16 protein-coding genes are annotated in these 15,545 nt (G+C 70.6%); 8 read left to right on the forward strand and 8 right to left on the reverse strand.

Translation table 11 applies throughout. From position 1 onward, the window contains the following. Positions 1-69: 69 nt before the first annotated feature. Positions 70-1,293 (reverse strand): FAD-dependent oxidoreductase, encoded by a 1,224-nt coding sequence (locus tag ACYVF3_RS25850; protein ID WP_461156837.1) that lies wholly within the window; start codon positions 1,291-1,293, stop codon positions 70-72. 190 nt (positions 1,294-1,483) lie between these two features. Between ACYVF3_RS25850 and ACYVF3_RS25855 the strand changes: the two genes are divergently transcribed. The 5 genes from ACYVF3_RS25855 (at position 1,484) to ACYVF3_RS25875 (ending at position 5,494) form a co-directional block, all read left to right on the forward strand. Then, positions 1,484-2,677 (forward strand): cytochrome P450, encoded by a 1,194-nt coding sequence (locus ACYVF3_RS25855; protein ID WP_461156838.1) that lies wholly within the window; start codon positions 1,484-1,486, stop codon positions 2,675-2,677. 45 nt (positions 2,678-2,722) lie between these two features. After that, positions 2,723-3,334, forward strand: coding sequence for a TetR/AcrR family transcriptional regulator (locus ACYVF3_RS25860; protein WP_461156839.1), 612 nt, complete (start codon positions 2,723-2,725; stop codon positions 3,332-3,334). Between the two features lie 30 nt (positions 3,335-3,364). Next, positions 3,365-3,838 carry a nucleoside deaminase gene (locus tag ACYVF3_RS25865; RefSeq protein WP_461156840.1) on the forward strand — a complete coding sequence of 158 codons (474 nt, stop codon included), beginning with the start codon at positions 3,365-3,367 and terminating at the stop codon, positions 3,836-3,838. A gap of 113 nt (positions 3,839-3,951) precedes the next feature. Continuing rightward, positions 3,952-4,749 carry an ion transporter gene (locus tag ACYVF3_RS25870; protein WP_461156841.1) on the forward strand — a complete coding sequence of 266 codons (798 nt, stop codon included), beginning with the start codon at positions 3,952-3,954 and terminating at the stop codon, positions 4,747-4,749. A gap of 49 nt (positions 4,750-4,798) precedes the next feature. Continuing rightward, entirely contained in the window at positions 4,799-5,494 is a 696-nt protein-coding gene (locus tag ACYVF3_RS25875; protein ID WP_461156842.1) for an HAD hydrolase-like protein, read from the forward strand. A 136-nt stretch (positions 5,495-5,630) separates the two neighbouring features. Here ACYVF3_RS25875 and ACYVF3_RS25880 read toward each other — a convergent pair whose 3' ends face one another. The 3 genes from ACYVF3_RS25880 to ACYVF3_RS25890 all read right to left on the reverse strand — a co-directional run bounded on the left by ACYVF3_RS25880 (position 5,631) and on the right by ACYVF3_RS25890 (position 7,329). Further along, positions 5,631-6,041 (reverse strand): thioesterase, FlK family, encoded by a 411-nt coding sequence (locus ACYVF3_RS25880; protein WP_461156843.1) that lies wholly within the window; start codon positions 6,039-6,041, stop codon positions 5,631-5,633. After that, positions 6,038-6,274 carry a hypothetical protein gene (locus ACYVF3_RS25885; protein WP_461156844.1) on the reverse strand — a complete coding sequence of 79 codons (237 nt, stop codon included), beginning with the start codon at positions 6,272-6,274 and terminating at the stop codon, positions 6,038-6,040. The genes ACYVF3_RS25880 and ACYVF3_RS25885 overlap by 4 nt, the downstream gene beginning before the upstream one ends. A gap of 206 nt (positions 6,275-6,480) precedes the next feature. Next, the gene (locus tag ACYVF3_RS25890; protein ID WP_461156845.1) at positions 6,481-7,329 is read right to left on the reverse strand and encodes an alpha/beta fold hydrolase; all 849 of its coding nucleotides are present in this window, start codon (positions 7,327-7,329) and stop codon (positions 6,481-6,483) included. A gap of 138 nt (positions 7,330-7,467) precedes the next feature. On the opposite strand from ACYVF3_RS25890, the gene ACYVF3_RS25895 reads away from it, so the two are divergent. Then, on the forward strand, positions 7,468-8,376 hold the full coding sequence (locus tag ACYVF3_RS25895; RefSeq protein WP_461156846.1) for a helix-turn-helix domain-containing protein: 909 nt from the start codon (positions 7,468-7,470) through the stop codon (positions 8,374-8,376). Positions 8,377-8,556: 180 nt separating this feature from the next. Here ACYVF3_RS25895 and lexA read toward each other — a convergent pair whose 3' ends face one another. After that, positions 8,557-9,216: a transcriptional repressor LexA gene (lexA, locus tag ACYVF3_RS25900; RefSeq protein ID WP_461156847.1), complete on the reverse strand. Its 660-nt coding sequence runs from the start codon at positions 9,214-9,216 to the stop codon at positions 8,557-8,559. A gap of 119 nt (positions 9,217-9,335) precedes the next feature. Here lexA and ACYVF3_RS25905 point away from each other — a divergent pair, with 119 nt between their 5' ends. Further along, positions 9,336-10,070 carry a glucose 1-dehydrogenase gene (locus ACYVF3_RS25905; RefSeq protein WP_461156848.1) on the forward strand — a complete coding sequence of 245 codons (735 nt, stop codon included), beginning with the start codon at positions 9,336-9,338 and terminating at the stop codon, positions 10,068-10,070. Between the two features lie 58 nt (positions 10,071-10,128). Here ACYVF3_RS25905 and ACYVF3_RS25910 read toward each other — a convergent pair whose 3' ends face one another. The 3 genes from ACYVF3_RS25910 to ACYVF3_RS25920 form a co-directional block, all read right to left on the reverse strand. Beyond that, positions 10,129-11,199: an NAD(P)H-dependent amine dehydrogenase family protein gene (locus ACYVF3_RS25910; RefSeq protein WP_461156849.1), complete on the reverse strand. Its 1,071-nt coding sequence runs from the start codon at positions 11,197-11,199 to the stop codon at positions 10,129-10,131. A gap of 88 nt (positions 11,200-11,287) precedes the next feature. Further along, positions 11,288-12,778, reverse strand: coding sequence for a hypothetical protein (locus tag ACYVF3_RS25915; RefSeq protein WP_461156850.1), 1,491 nt, complete (start codon positions 12,776-12,778; stop codon positions 11,288-11,290). 177 nt (positions 12,779-12,955) lie between these two features. Beyond that, positions 12,956-14,062 (reverse strand): ROK family transcriptional regulator, encoded by a 1,107-nt coding sequence (locus ACYVF3_RS25920; RefSeq protein ID WP_461156851.1) that lies wholly within the window; start codon positions 14,060-14,062, stop codon positions 12,956-12,958. Between the two features lie 184 nt (positions 14,063-14,246). On the opposite strand from ACYVF3_RS25920, the gene ACYVF3_RS25925 reads away from it, so the two are divergent. After that, positions 14,247-15,539, forward strand: a complete 1,293-nt coding sequence (locus tag ACYVF3_RS25925) for a DUF1479 domain-containing protein (RefSeq protein ID WP_461156852.1) — start codon at positions 14,247-14,249, stop codon at positions 15,537-15,539. Positions 15,540-15,545 lie beyond the last annotated feature (6 nt).

Below are 15,545 nucleotides of genomic sequence, written 5' to 3' on the forward strand. Positions count from 1 at the left end.
CACGCCCTCAGTGTGGCTCACATCTCAACCCGCGCCAAGAACCTCCGGTCCCAGCGCGGGCAGCGAGCGTCAGGCGCGCGATCGCCAGTCGATGTGGTGGTCGTAGACCCATGCTCGGCCCATCGGGGGTTTGCGCTGCCACTCGAAGTACCGCTTGGCCTTGGCGCGGAGGGTGCGGACGCGACGAGCCAGCGCGTTCTGGTGCGCGCGGCTGGTCCCCATCCTGCCCATGTCGACGACGGCCTCCACCCGGTCCCGCCGCAGCCGCTCGAACGCCGCGAAGGCCGATGCCGGGTCCGCGTGGTCGCGCAGGCAGCGGGCCAGCTGGACGCCGTCCTCCAGCGCCATCGCCGCGCCCTGCTCGGACGCGGGCGGGGCGACGTGCAGCGCGTCGCCGATGATGATCGCCCGGCGGGTGTGCCAGCGCGGCACGTGCGGGAGCGCGTGATCGTCGAAGGCCAGGATGCGTTCGGAGCGCGCGACGACCTCGGGCGCGATCGTGTCGTCCCCCGCGAACAGCTCGCTCATCTCGGCCCGCAGCTCGTCGGTGCTCTGCGGATCGTCCCGGCGGCGCGGGGTCGGCGCGTGCAGGCTGGTGAACCAGAAGCAGCCGCCGGAGTGCGGGTCGCGGGTGGCGGCGAAGAACGCCTTCGCGCCCATGTAGGAGCGCAGCACTTCCGGGGGCGGCGGTTCGCAGCCGGGTTCGGCCGCGTAGCCGTAGATGGTGCGGGTGCCCAGCCGCTCTGGTTCCGGCCCGTCGGGATTGATCCGGCCGCGCACCAGGGAGTTCGCCCCGTCGGCGCCGACCAGGACGTCGCCCTCGACCCGGCTGCCGTCCTCCAGCGATACCGCGACCGTCTGCGCGTCGACCTCGGCGTCGACCACGCGGTTGCCGTGGCGGAACACCGCGCCGCGCTCGATGGCCTGCTCGCGCAGGACAGCCGAGAGCACCGGCCAGTGCATGACCCGGGGCAGACCGCGCGGCGAGCTCGGATCGGCGCCGAGCGCGTACCCCAGCCGACCGCCGTCCGGCGTGAACCGCTCGGTGCGCACGAGCGGGAAGGACCGGGCGATCACCGGCTGATGCGCGCCCAAGGCCCGCAACGCGTCCATCCCGTTGGGGTTCAGGCGGACGACGGCGCCCTCGCCGTGGTCCGCGGGACGCGATTCCACCACGGTCACGGCGATTCCCGCGGTCCGCAGAGCCAGCGCCACAGCTGTCCCCGCGATGCCTCCCCCGCTGACGACGACGTGCTCCACCACTTCCCCCAGCCACACTCGAACGCGACTCACAAGCCACCCGGCACCCTAGTCCGCCGCACGTCCGCGCCGACCCGGAAACCCCGAACTGCCCGAAACGCCGAATTCCCGGCGAATGACGCCGATTCGTGGCGACGACGACCTAAGTGCCAGTAGCCTCGCACTTAATGGGGCGCGGCCGCTGATCCAGGTGCGAGCCGGCTCGGGAGATCGGGAGGCGGGCATGACTGTCGAACTACCGGTGCACATGCGACGCGACGGGTTCAGCCCCGCCGCCGAGCTCGGGCAGGTGCGGGACGACGACGGCGTGGTGCAGGTGCAGACGCCGTTCGGGCAGACCGGATACCTGGTGACCCGGTTCGCCGACGTCCGCACCGTCCTCGGTGATCCGGCAAGGTTCAGCAACGAACGCGCCAGGGCCCTCTCGCCGCTCACGGCCCAGCTCAGCGACGAGGACGCCGCCCGGCTGCGAGCGGGCGGCCTGCTGGGCTACGACCCGCCCGAGCACTCGCGGCTCCGCCGGATGCTGACCCCGGAGTTCACGGTGCGCCGGATGCGCAGGCTCGAACCCCGGATCGTGGAGATCGTTAAATCGGCGCTCGACGACCTGGAGCGGGCGGGCGCACCCGCTGACCTGGTGTCCCACTTCGCTCTCCCGGTCCCGTCGCTGGTGATCTGCGAACTGCTGGGCGTGCCCTACTCGGATCGCGAGGAGTTCCAGGGGATCTCCGCCCGCCTGCTGGACTCGTCCCTGCCGATCGAGGAGCGGACGGCCGCGCAGTGGGCGAACCGCGACTACATGGCCACCCTCGTCGCCCGCGCGCAGGCCGAGCCGGGCGAGGACATGCTCGGGATGCTGGTCCGCGAGCACGGCGACGACATCACCACCGACGAGCTGGTGGGCATCGCGTCGCTGCTGCTGATCGCGGGCCACGAGACCACCTCGAACATGCTCGGACTCGGGACGCTGGCCCTGCTGCAGAACCCCGACCAGCTCGCGCTGGTCCGCGACGACCCGGCGATGGTCGAGCCCGCGGTGGAGGAACTGCTGCGCTGGCTGTCCATCGTCCACTCGCTGGCACCGCGCATGACCACCGAGGAGGTGGAGCTCTCCGGCCGCACGATCCCGGCAGGTGAGCTGGTGCTGCTGTCGGTCCCCACCGCCAACCGCGACGCGTCGTTCATCGATTCCCCCGAGCAGCTGGACATCACCCGGGGAGCAGGTGGCCACCTGGCCTTCGGGCACGGCGTGCACCACTGCCTCGGCGCACCGCTGGCGCGGATGGAGATGCGCATCGGATTCCCCGCGCTGCTGCGCCGGTTCCCGAACCTCGCGCTCGCGGATCCCACCGCGCAGCCCGACTTCCGGACCTACAACGTCGTCTACGGGTTGCAGTCTCTCGACCTGACCTGGTGATCGTCGGAGATCTCGCAGGGCTCGGCGGTGTTACCGTCCCAGGCCATGGCGAGTCAAGAGCGGACGTTGCGGGCGGACGCCGCCCGCAACCACCGGCGGATCATCGACGCGGCCCTGTCGGCGTTCGAGGACGCCGGCCCGGGAGTCACGCTCGATGAGATCGCCGAGCGGGCGGAGCTGAGCGTCGCGACGCTCTACCGGCGCTTCCGCAACCGCGACCAGGTCGTGAGCGCCGTGCTCGACCACGTGCTCAGCACCGAGATCGAGCCGGTGGCCGCGGCGCACACCGACGACGCGTGGCGCGACCTGGCCGGATTGCTGGGCACCGCGGTCGATTCGCTCGCCCAGCACCGCGGACTGCTCTCCGCGGCCCGCGAATCCCGCACCTTCGACGTGGAAAGCGTGCACCGGTGCGCCGATTCGCTGCACCAGATGCTGCAGCGCGCGGTCACGGCTGGCGTGGTTCGTCCGGAGCTGGAGGTCCGCGACCTCGCGGCGGTCATCGTGATGACGCTGAGCACGATCCGCCCCGAGGACCCCGCGGGCGCGGATCGGGAGCGCTACCTGGCGCTCCTGCTCGACGGACTCCGCCCGAGCCCACGTCGCCTCCCGCCGCCGTCGGCCCACGACGTGCCCGGAGGCGGTGAACACCGCTGACCGGGTTCGCGCCCGCGATAACGTCCACGCATGGCCATCACCGATCAGGACCGGGTTCACCTGCGGCGCGCCGTCGAGCTCGCCGAGCGCGCGCTGGCTTCCGGGGACCAGCCGTTCGGCTCCGTGCTCGTCTCGCCCGAGGGCGACGTGCTGTTCTCCGACCACAACCACGTGGCGGGTGGTGACCACACCCAGCACCCGGAGTTCGCGATCGCCCGGTGGGCGGCGAACAACGTCGCCCCCGAGACGCGTCCGCGCTGCACCGTCTACACCTCGGGCGAGCACTGCGCGATGTGCTCGGCCGCGCACGGCTGGGTCGGCCTCGGGCGCATCGTCTACGCGTCGTCGTCGGAGCAGCTGGGCGAATGGGCCGGCGAGCTGGGTTTGCCTCCCTCCCCCGTCGCGGCCCTGCCGATCCGGACCGTCGTGCCCGGGGTCGAGGTCGACGGACCTGACCCCGAGCTCGCCCTGGAAGTCCGGCGGCTGCACGAGCGGCGGTCGTGAGCACCGGCGCTGTGGTCCGGGCGACAGTTGATCGCCCGCAGCGCGGCGGCGCGGGCCTCAACCGATAACTTGATCAACATTCCGCAGGAGGCCCGACGTCCCGGAGGACACCAGTGAGCACGCGGCAACGGCTGCGCGAACTCGTCGACGCACCCCGCTTCCAGCAGGTGATCATCGGCATCATCCTCGTCAACGCGATCACGCTCGGCTGCGAGACCTCCCCCGCCCTGGTCGCCGAGCACGGTGCGCTGCTGCACGCGGCGGACCGGATCGCGCTGGCGGTGTTCACCCTCGAACTCGCCGCGCGCCTCTACGCCCACGGGCCGAGGTTCTTCCGCGACCCGTGGAACTGCTTCGACGCGGTCATCGTCGGTCTCGCGCTGCTGCCCACCTCGGGTCCGTTCGCGGTGCTGCGCGCGTTGCGGATCCTGCGGGCGCTGCGCCTGATCTCCGTCATCCCCAGCATGCGCCGCGTCGTCGGCGCGCTGCTCGGCGCGCTTCCCGGCATGGCCTCGATCGCGGCGCTGCTGGCGCTGATCCTCTACGTCGGTTCGGTCATCGCCACCAAGCTGTTCAGCGGGGTGGCGCCCGAGTACTTCGGCGACCTGGGCGACTCGCTGTTCACCCTGTTCCAGGTGATGACCGGTGAGGCGTGGTCGGAGGTGGCGCGGTCGGTGATGGAGGCCGAACCGCTGGCCTGGATCTTCTTCATCGGCTACATCGCCGTCACGACGTTCACGGTGCTCAACCTGTTCATCGCGGTGACGGTCTCGGCGATGGAGTCGCAGGTCGCGCGGGAGCACGAGATCGCCGAGGAGAACCAGACCACGATCCTGCTCGCCGAGATCCAGCAGCTCCGCGACGAAGTCCGCGCGATGCACTCACTGCGCGAACGCACCTCGGAGAACTAGGCTCCGGCAGTGCGGAAGCGATTCCTCAACTGCTCCTAGGAGACGTGACGTGGACGAGCGCATGGTGCTCTGGGACGTCGACCACACGCTGATCGACTCGCTCGGACTCGGCGGCGCGGCCTACCACCGGATCTTCCCGGAGGTCACCGGACGACCGGTGCAGCAGCGCGCGGTGCTGGACGGGCGCACCGACCTGGGCACGATCGACGACATGCTGCGCGCGCACGACATCGAGCCGACCGAGGACCTGGTGTCGGCGATGACCACCGCGCTGGCAGGGGTTTTCGCGGAGGTGCGGGCGGAACTGGCCGAGCGGGGCCGGGTCCTGCCCGGGGCCGCCGAGGCGTTGGCGGCGTTCGACGCCGACCCGCTGCTGCACCAGAGCGTGCTCACCGGCAACACCGCCGACGTGGCGCGGATCAAGCTCGACGCCTTCGACCTGCTGGAGCGCTTCGGCCTGGACCTCGACATCGGGGCCTTCGGCGACGACCACCTGCGACGCGGCGGGCTGGTGCCGATCGCCCGCGAACGCGCGAAGCTCAAGCTCGGCATCGACTTCCCTCCCGACCGGGTCGTGCTGATCGGCGACACGCTCAACGACGTGCGGGCGGCCCACGAGTCCGGCGCGAGGCTGGTGGCGGTGGCCACGGGGTCCTGCAGCGCCGACGAACTCCGGTCCGCCGGCGCCGAGGTCGTCTTCGACGCGCTGCCGACTCCCGCGGTTCTCCGCCAGGCGCTGGGCTGAGGAACCGAGAAGGCTTGCCGGGACCGCGTTCTGCGGTCCCCTGGCGAACTCCGGACGACCGCCGCAGCGCACTGCGGCGCTGGGCGGCCTGCTCTCGGCCCGACCCGGAGCAGGCCGCGTCCGGCTAACGACGCGCTCATCGGCTGATCCGGCGGTAGAACCGCTCGCGGTCGACCGTGGCCACCTGGTGGTGCAGGACGCCCGCCTGCTGACCGGTGTCGACGTTGAAGGCCCGCGCGGTCCAGGTCTGGCGGCCGACGTCGGGAGCCGGTCCGCGCTCGACCTCGATGCGCACCACCTGTCCCGGCAGCGTCGGTGCGGTGTGCTCGTACACGCCACCGCACCCGAGCATCGCGAACTCGTCCGGCACGTCCGGGGCCAGCAGCTCCCAGGTCGCGTCCTCCAGCATCGCGATCATGGTGCCGGTCGCGAGCACCGGCTCCCCGCGCCTGGCCAGCAGCGTTCCGGGCAGGATGCTCGGAACCGTGTGCGCGCGGGTGATCGTCCGGGTGCAGACGTGCGCTGCGACGGGCTGGGTGCTGGTCATGCCCCGTCCCCTCCGATCAGGGCCGGTGCGGTGCTGATCACGGCGCCGCCGGTCCGGATCGGGTCCTCCAGCAGGCCCGGTTCGCAGGGGTGGCGCCAGAACACGGCGCAGTCCGGGCAGAACCAGCGCAGCAGTGGCGGTTCCAGCCAGCGGACCTCCTCAGTGCACAGTGGACAGTTCAGCGCGAGCACTTCCGGCGCCGGCCCGTATCGATTCAGCTCGATCGCGGTCATCCCGCTCCTCCTCTTGATGATGGCGAAGCGGAGCTTCCGACGTCCGCTTCGCCATCCCCATCGGTCGCGCCAAGATCGAAACTGAAGAGGCCCGATCGGCCGCGTGCACCGATCGGGCGTCATATCAGGAGACCTCGTGAGGAATCGTCCAAAAAGGATCACCCGGTCGTGCAGCAACCAAAATGACCCGGTAACAAAATGTTCCGTTACTCCACTGTGGACTTTGTCACAAGAAACGCCGACACGCGCTGCACTTGCCCGAGAACGGAGTGGCCGATGCCCGGCAGCACGCGGACCGTCGCCTCGGGCACGCGGCGGAGCCGGCGGACGGTCTCGGCGGTGTCGAACATCGGGTCCCGCTCCCCCGCGATGGCCAGCACCGGCATCGGCAGCCCGGCCAGCTGCTCGTCGGAGAAGACCGGGAGCCGTTCGGTCCGCGGCCGGAACTCCCGGAAGATCTCGGCGAGGTAGTCCAGGAACGGCGATGCGTCGACCCCGGCGACCTTGGCCACCGCGCGACGACGCCCCCGAGAACCCAGCAACCGCAGGAGGATCACCGGGAGGACCCAGCCGAAGGTCTGCCTGCCGACGCCCGCCGGGCACAGCAGAACGACCCTGCTCACCCGGTTCGGTCGCCGCACCGCGTGGTCCAGCGCCACCCAGGCGCCCAACGAGACGCCGACGAGCGCCGCCTGCCGCACACCGAGCTCGCCGAAGACGTCGTCGAGCCAGCGGGAGTGCGCGTCGGAGTCGAGCGGCGGGCGCACCTGAGCGCTCCCGCCCGGCTCACCTGGCAGGTCGAGCGCGAGCACGCGGAAGCGCTGCGAGAGCTCCGGGACCTCCGCCCGCCACATGGCCGTGTTGGTCCCCGACCCGTGCAGCAGCACCAGCGGCGGTGCGTCGGCCGGCCCGCTCTCCAGGACGAACGTGCGCCCGAGCGAGGTCTCGACCGTCCGGCGGGTCGCCGGGACGGGCCAGTCGTCGAGCAGATCCCGGTAGGTGCGCTGGATCGCGAGCCTGCCCCGCTCGGACTTGTAGATCTTCGCCTCGTCCATCGATACTCCCTATCAGTCCCTAATGTGCTTCATTTGAGGACATGATAGGGAGTGTTGGGTAATCCGCGCACGGAATTTTGGACGACCTCGGAAAATGGGGTTGAGTCTCCAGCCGGTGGAAGGTCGAGGGTGGTTCCCGTGAGCGAGAAACCGGAGCTGTTCACCATCGGTGAGCTGGCGCAGCGAACGGGACTGGCGGTCCGGACGATCCGCTTCTGGTCCGACAGCGAGGTCGTGGCGCCCGCAGGGCGTTCGGCGGGCGGCTACCGGCTCTACGACGCCGACGCCGTCGCCCGCCTGGACCTGGTCCGGACGCTGCGCGAACTGGGGTTGGACCTGACGTCCGTGCGACGGGTGCTGGCCCGCCAGGTGACGGTGCAGGACGTCGCGGAAGCGCACCTGGAGGCGCTCGACGTGGAGCTGCGCACCCTGCAGACGAGGCGCGCGGTGCTGCGGTGGACCGCTCAGCACGGAACCACCACCGAGGAGATGAGAACGATGCACGAGGTGGCCAAGATGTCGGCCGATGAGCGCCAGCGCATCATCGACGACTTCGTCCAGCGCACCTTCGACGGGGTCGAGGAAGAGGGGCCGGGCGCGAGCATCGCGCAGGGCATGCGCTCCATGCCCCCGGAGCTGCCGTCCGACCCCACCACCGCGCAGGTGGAGGCGTGGGTCGAGCTCGCCGACCTGGTCCGGGACGAGGACTTCCGGCGGCGCTGCCGCGACATGGCGGTGATCGGCGCGCAGGGCATCGAGCAGCCCGGCGGCTACTCACCGGAGAAGACGATCGAGCACGCCGGCCACGCCCTGCGCGAGGGGATCTCACCGGAATCGGCCCGGGGCGAGGAGGTCTTGGGGCTGATCGTCGACCCGGACCTGGGCTCGTCGCAGCGCCGCGCGCTGGCCGACACCGTGGAGACCTTCACCGATCGGCGGGTGGAGCGCTACTGGCAGCTGCTGGGAGTGCTCAACGGGTGGCCGCCCTTCGAGCCGCGCGTGGCGAACTTCGAATGGCTGATCAAGGCCCTGCGGGCACACTCCTGAGCCCCGGCCCACCGAGCGCGCAATCCCCTGGACGCGGAGGCCGGATCTCAATTTCGCGCGAAATTGGGAGCCTCCCCCGCGCTCGGGCGAGTCTTCGCAGTTCAGGGGACGTTTTCGGGGTGGTGATTCCAATTTCCCGCGAAATTGGGAAGGCGGTGCGCCTCGTGAGGACGGACGAGGTCAGACGTTGCGGAGCACGGAGACGACGGTTCCGAGGATGACCGCGTTGTCGCCGTCGATGACCTCGTAGGCGGGGTTGCGGGGTTCGAGGTGGACGTGACCGTTGCGACGGCGGAACACCTTCACCGTGGCCTCGTCGTCGAGCATCGCGGCGACGATCTGCCCGGAGTGCGCCTCGGACTGCTGGCGCACGACCACGATGTCGCCGTCGCAGATCGCGGCGTCGACCATCGAGTCGCCGCGCACCCGCAGCCCGAAGACGTTGCCGCGGCCGGTGAGCTCGCGCGGCAGGGTCAGCACGTCGTCGACGTGCTCCTCTGCGGCGATGGGCGCTCCGGCCGCGATGTCGCCGACCACCGGAACCGGCACGGACTGCTCGTCGCGGGAGCGGGATTGCCCGTCCTGCAGGAAGATCCGCACGTCGATGGGTCGCGACATCGACTCGCTGCGCCGCAGGAAGCCCTTGTCCTCCAGGCTCGCGAGGTGGCGCGACACCGAGGACGAGGAGCGCAGCCCGACCGCGTCGCCGATCTGCCGGGTGCTCGGCGCGTACCCGTGCTGGAGCACCCAGTCCCTGATCGTCACCAGGATGCGCTGCTGGCGCTCCGGGAGGACCGAGGTGTCCAGGTGCTCTAGGTCGAGATCGTCGAATGCGGTCATCCGGAGCATCGTAATCGTCCCGTCGGCGGGATGATCTACCTGGTCACCAGCGCCGGGGCAGCACGGGATAGCGGGAAAATATTGAAACATGTTCTATCGCTCGGGTAGCGTCCCGGTGCATGGGACGTGTGGAGGGCAAGGTAGCCATCATTTCCGGTGGCGCCCGGGGCATGGGCGCCGCGCACGCTCGGGCCCTGGTCGCCGAAGGCGGGAAGGTCGTCATCGGCGACATCCTCGACGACGAGGGCAAGGCGCTGGCCGAGGAGATCGGCGACGCGGCGCGCTACGTCCACCTGGACGTGACGAAGCCGGACGAGTGGAAGAAGGCCGCGGACGTCGCCGTCGGCGAGTTCGGGCGGCTCAACGTGCTGGTCAACAACGCGGGGATCGTCAACGGCAGCACCATCGAGAACTTCGACCTGGACCGCTGGCAGCAGATCCTGGACGTCAACCTCACCGGCACGTTCCTGGGCATCCAGGCAGCGGTGGAGCCGATGAAGGCCGCGGGCGGCGGATCGATCATGAACATCTCGTCGGTCGAAGGACTGCGCGGAAGCCCGTGGGCCCACGGCTACGTCGCCACCAAGTGGGGCGTGCGGGGACTGGCGAAGTCGGCGGCGCTGGAGCTGGCACCGCACAAGATCCGGGTCAACTCCATCCACCCCGGCATGATCCGGACCCCGATGACCGAGAACATCCCCGAGGACATGGTCAAGACGCCGCTGGGACGGGCCGCCGACCCCGAGGAGGTGGCGACCTTCGTCCTGTTCCTGGCCAGCGACGAGTCCTCCTTCGCCACCGGGTCGGAGTTCGTGGTCGACGGCGGTCTGGTCGCCGACGTCCCCCACGCGTGATCTCAAGGCCGGACGCGCCGCAGTTCTCGCCGAGCGCGAGAGCTGCGGTTTCGCCCGGTCAGGCGAAGCGGCCCTTGCCGGTGACCAGCGGCAGGTCGAGCGTGGTGCGGATGCCCGGTTCCGCCGCCACCACCGCCGGGATGGCGTTCACGATGCGTCCCGCCGCGGCGACGATGGCGGCGTGGTTGTGGTCGCCCCGCTCGCTGCTCGGGCAGATGTCGACCGCGTAGGACGGTTCGCCGGTGATCTCCACCCGGTACGAACCACCGGGCTGCGCGGGCCGCGCCCAGTCAGGCCGCAGGTCGTCGCGCAGCCGGGTCACGTGCTCGACGACGATCGCCGGCCGTCCCCCGACCAGTCCGGTGATCTCGAAGCGGACCGCGGCGGTACCGCCCTGCGGGATGTGCCCGGCGGCGACGTCGAAGGCCTCAGGAGCCGGTTCCCGCTCGACGTGCTCGGTGATCTGGTCGACCTCGATCCCGAAACCCGCCGCCAACTGCCGAATCGTGGTGCCCCAGGCGATTCCGAGCACTCCCGGCTGGTACAGCATCGGGATCTCGTCGGAGGGCTTGCCGAAGCCCATCACGTCGAACATCACCGTGGCGCCGTCGTAGGTGGCGTAGTCGGCGATCTCCAGGCATCGCACATGCTCGATGCGCTGGCAGGTGCCGGCCAGCGCGAACGGGATGAGGTCGTTGGCGAAACCCGGGTCGACGCCGGTGATGAACAGGCTCGCGCCGCCCTCGCGCGCGGATCGCTCGATCCCGTCGATCAGCTCCTGCGGGAACACCTGCCACGGGTACTGCAGGGTGACCGGCGCCGAGCCGACCACGTCGATGCCCGCTTCGAGCAGGCGGCGGACGTCGGCGATCGCCTCCATCGGGCGGGTGTCGCCCATCGCGCAGTACACGGCGCAATCCGGTCGTGCGGCGATGATCTCGTCGAGATCGCCGGTCGCGGTGATCCCGGTGACGCGATCCGACCCGGCCAGCTCACCGGCGTCCCGGCCGATCTTGTCCTCGCTGGAGACCCAGACGCCGGCCAGCTCGCACTCGGCCGCGTCGAGCAGCCCCACGAGCGCCAGTCGTCCCACGTTCCCGGTGCCGATGTGCGCTACCCGGATTCCCACGGCGCCCGCCTCCTCGCAACACGACAACGAGGCCGACCCTACCCGTCCGGACCGGATTTCTGAAACGTGTTTCAGGTCCTCGGCGGGCTCAGCGCGGTGCCGGTTCGAGCACGAGCTGCGACGGCGGGTGGGTCGTCGAGGAGATCGTCCAGAACGGGTCGCCGGGCTCCATCACCCGGCGCAGCACGAAGTCGACCGGACGCCGCTCGACCGGCTCGAAGTGCCAGTAGTTCAGCTGGAAGAAGGTCCGGCCGATCGCGCCGGACTGGTCGATCCGGTCCTTCAGCCCATCGGAGACGAAGCCCCGGTCGGAGAACTGGTCGACGATCGTGCATTCGCAGAAGTAGGCCAGCAGCCCGATCTCACCCGGCGACGCCACCACCCGGTCACCGACGATCTCCTTCACCGCGCGCCCGATCCGCGCGTAGTCCGCGGTCGAGGCCCAGTTGGTCATGATCGGCGCCCCTCGCCACGGCATCCCCCAGCCGAGCGCGAAGACCACCTGGCTCGCGACCAGCACCGCACCGAGGGTCGCCACCAACGCCTTCCAGCCGCGAGCGGCCAGTAGACCTCCCGCTCCGGTCAGCGCGATCGTCGCTCCGATGACCAGCGGGGCGTAGTACCAGTGGTAGGGCGGCACCTTGAGCAGGCTGTAGGCGCAGTAGTGCGCGACGCCGCCGATGCCGAGCAACGTCCACGGCCAGGCCGCGATCCCCTTGCCCGCGACCCGCGCGAGGCAGAGCCCCGCCGCGCAGAGCATCCCCGCCACCGTGATGGTCATGACGAGGGAGACCGGGACAGGAGTCAGCCGGTAGAAGAACTCGAAACCCGTCGCGACGTAGTAGCCGTCCCAGTCGGCCCGCCAGGTCTTGATCAGCAACGTGTCGGGGACGAGCGAGCCGAAGTGCAGCCAGCTGAACGCGTACCAGGGCGCGGTCACGGCGAGCGCGGGGATCAGCCACTTCCACCACGACCGCAGCAGCGCCGGACGCCCGATCAGGACGATCAGCGGGAACAGCGCGAGATCGACCCTCGTCATGACGAGCAGCCCCGCCACCACGCCGAACAGCACCGGCCGACGGCCGGTCGCGGACATCAGCAACAACCCGAGGAGAGCGGCGGCCATCGGCATCTCCAGCCCGACGGTCGACAGCAGCAGCGGGTTGAACGCGACGGCAGCAGCGCCGAGCAGCCCCACCCACGAGGGCATGGCGGTCTCGATCGCCGCGCGCCGCAGCCCCAGCGCGAGGACCACCGCCGAGACGATGAACAGGGCACCCGCCGCGTGGACCGCGCTGCGCAGGACGAACGTGAAGGCCGCCAGCACCAGCACGTTCAGCGGCGAGGTCGCCGAATTCGCCGGCATGCTGGGGATCATGCCCCACTCGCCGTGGAAGGCGAGGGTGCGCGCGTAGGTCAGGGTGATGTAGGCGTCGTCGACCATCGAGTCGTGCACGAGCCAGAAGACACCGGCCGCCACCGCCGCCACCACCGCGGCCGGCAGCAGCGGAACCCGGCGCCACGGCCTCGTCGCGATCTCCACCTGCAGCACTTCACGTTCCGCGGTGGGAACCTGCACCCCGATCACCCCATCGCCGAATCCACAGGTCGAATCACCGGACAACCCAAGCTGGCACAGGGGTGCGGGGAGGTGCTGGTGAACCTGGGCTCAGCGAGGCGGTTCCACCCGCACGTGTCACGAGATCGAGCCCGACGAGATGAAATTCCGTCATGTCCGCCGAGTTCGGCTCAGCGGCTACCGCTCGGCGGCCTGCCGGATGATGCGGTCGCGCAGTGCGTCGATCGCGTGGGACCGCGCTCCGGCGAGCTCCGGGGACTCGAGCTCCGCCCGGGCGTAGGCGACCTCTCGGGGTGAGGTCGTCTGGTCCGCGAGGGCGCCGAGCAGTGCGGGGTCCCGCCCCCAGGTTCCGCCGAGGACGACCAGCCGCGGGTCGGTGAACGCGATCAGGGCCAGGACGACACCGCGGATCGCCTCGGCCAGCTGCGGCAGGAGACCGTCGGAGCAGCGCGCCCGGAGCGCGTCGACGTCGACGGCCGCGGTGCCGGGCTGACGGAGGTCGGTCGCGCGGAAGAACTCGGTGAACGGCATCGCCGCGCCACCCGGACCTGTGGTGATCACGTGGGCGATCTCGCCGGTCAGCCCGTGGCCGCCGCGACGGACCTCGCCGTCGGCGACCACCGCCGCGCCCAGCCCCTCGCCCAGGTGCAGGTAGACGAAGTCCTCGACGCCCGCCGCGCAGCCGCCGTCCCGCTCGGCGCGGGCCGACCAGTTCACGTCGTTGTCGACCTCGATCTCGCCGGAGACGAAGGGGGCCAGCACCGCGACCGGGTCGAGGTCCCCGACCAGGAACGGCTCGTCCGGCAGGTGGACCAGGCGGCCGGTCGACCGATCGACCGGGTCGGCGGCGCTGATCACGGCGCAGCGCAGCGGAACCCGGTCCGCGAGCTGACCGGCGACCTCGTTCAGCGCTGCCGCCGCCTTCTCCCTCCCCGGTGCGCGTCCGAGCTCGGCCCGCGCACCCGCCACGACATCGCCGAAGGCGTCCACCGCTTCGCCGAGCACGCCGCGCGGGGTGATCTCGGCGACCAGCGCCGCACCCGTAGCGGGCACCAGCGAGTAGTAGGAACCCGCTCTGCCCCGACCGGTGGTGCGCTCTCCGGTGTCGGCGAGGACGCCGGATTCGGTGAGCCGGCGGACGCCATCGGAGATCGTGGGCTTCGAGATCCCGGTCAGCGCGGCGATCTCGGTCCGGGTCAGCCGCCCGTGCCGCATGATCGCGCGCAGCACGTGCTCGTCGGTCATGGAGCGCAGCAGGTCCAGGGAAGGCTTGGCGGTGACCACCAGGTCAGTTTAAGAGTTGTTCCAGTGGCTGGTTCGTCACACGCGGCGGTGCCGGCTGAGCCCCACACCTGAATCAGCGGCTCCGCCGCATCTGAAACGACTCCTCGGTCAGGAGTGTTGCCCACATGCTCGGTGCCGGTTACCTTCAGGTTTGGTAAGGAGTCCTGACCAAAGGAGTTCGGCGATGACCGCCACGCACCGAGCGCTCCCGGAGCTGCCGCACTGGGAGACCCCGCCCGCAGACCTCTCCGGCGCGATCCGCGAGACCAAGAGCGCCTTGCGCGCTCGCATCGAGGCGTCCGGGCGCAGCGTCGAGGCGGTCTTCGCCGTCGTCGAGGCCCAGGTCCGCGCCCGGGTGGCCGAGATCCAGCGGCTGCGGGAACGCGGCGAAGAAGTCTGGCCGGTCATCGAATACGCCGACATCGCCGCGGGCACCGTGCCGCCCGGCCAGGTCGAAGCGGTGCGCCGGCGCGGGTGCGCGGTGGTGCGCGGGCACTTCGAGCGCGCGCAGGCGCTGCTGTGGGACGAGAGCATCGTCAACTACGTCGAGCGCAACGAGTTCTTCCAGAACTACCGCGGCCCGGGCGACGACTTCTTCGGCAGCGTCGGCTCCACGCCCGAGATCTACCCGATCTACTGGTCGCAGGCTCAGATGCGCGCGAGGCAGAGCGACCGCACGGCCCAGGTGCAGTCGTTCCTGAACTCCTTCTGGAAGCACGAGTCCGAGGGCGTGCGCTGGTTCGAACCGGACCGCGACGCGCTGTACCCGGACCGGATCCGACGCCGCCCGGAGGGCGCCGACTCGGCGGGCCTGGGGACCCACAGCGACCCGGGCACCCTCGACCTCTGGATGACCGCGTCCTACCAGCGGGCGTTCCGGCACCTGTTCGACGGCACCGTCGAGGACTACGACCCGTGGGACGCCGCGCACCGCACCGCGGCCACCCAGTACCCGGGGTCGACCATGTGCTCGGCGTTCCGCACCTTCCAGGGCTGGACGGCGCTGTCGGACATGGACCACGACCAGGGCGTGCTGCACGCGGTGCCGATCCCGGAAGCCATGGCCTACCTCATGCTGCGCCCGCTGCTGCCGGACGTCCCCGACGACGACATGTGCGGGGTGATGCCGAACCAGGTCTTCCCCGCCGACCACAAGTGGCACTCCGACGTCCTCGACGGCCTGGTCGGGATTCCCGACGTCGGGGCGGGCGATTCCGTGTGGTGGCACTGCGACGTGATCCACAGCGTCGCGCCGGTCGCCGACCAGCGCGGGTGGGGCAACGTCATGTACATCCCGGCTGCCCCGTGGTGCCCGCGCAACGAGGCCTACTCCGCGTGCGTCCGGGAGGCGTTCCTGACCGGGTCCAGCCCGTCGGACTTCCCCGCGGAGCACTACGAGCGCACCTGGGACGGCCGCTTCACCTACGAGCAGCTCAACGAAACCGGACGCCGGGGAATGGGTTTCGAATCCCGCTGAGGTCCG

Source organism: Saccharopolyspora tripterygii, assembly GCF_054778355.1.